This is a genomic window from Photorhabdus sp. RM96S (assembly GCF_042879335.1).
GTDB classification, from domain to species: Bacteria; Pseudomonadota; Gammaproteobacteria; order Enterobacterales; family Enterobacteriaceae; genus Photorhabdus; species Photorhabdus kayaii.
In genome coordinates this window covers 1-443 of sequence record NZ_JBHFKT010000184.1, presented here as the reverse complement: position 1 = coordinate 443, position 443 = coordinate 1, and the positions used below count along the sequence as shown (strand labels likewise).

The following is a 443-nucleotide window of genomic DNA, read 5'->3' as shown; positions in this document are numbered from 1 at the left end:
GGCAGCCGTCCCGACAGGTCATGAGAGCAAGTCTGACTTAAATAAACGCAAGTCTGCCTCAAGTCTGGGCCAGGTCCGGGCTAAGTCTGGGGTAAAAAAATCCCCATCAGGGCAGGCAGAACACGGGTTCAACGTGCCGCAAGTCGGGGTAACGGAAGACACAGCGATAAAAGGAAAAAAGAAAACGCGCCCCTTGTCTGCGCCCGCCCCTCAATCTCAACCGGAGGTCAATCATGGCAAACCGTAAACCGCGCAAAGGAAGTCTTCTGACCGTCGATGACGTCTATCGTCAGCCTGTCGGTCCGGCACATGACCCGAAAAGCCTGTATGCACTGCTGCTGCGCTTCGTGGCCTGGCGGCAGGAACGAAACTGGTCGGAAACCACGCTGAAAGTACAGACCCATCACACCTATCGCTTTATCCTGTGGGCCACGGAACGGGGC

General features: G+C 56.4%; 2 pseudogenes. Both read left to right on the top strand.

Annotation, left to right across the window (positions count from 1 at the left end):
• Positions 1-247, top strand: a pseudogene (locus ACGF49_RS24875) (hypothetical protein); the annotation flags it as partial.
• A pseudogene (locus tag ACGF49_RS24870) lies at positions 234-443 on the top strand (recombinase XerD); the annotation flags it as partial. The pseudogenes ACGF49_RS24875 and ACGF49_RS24870, both read left to right, overlap by 14 nt.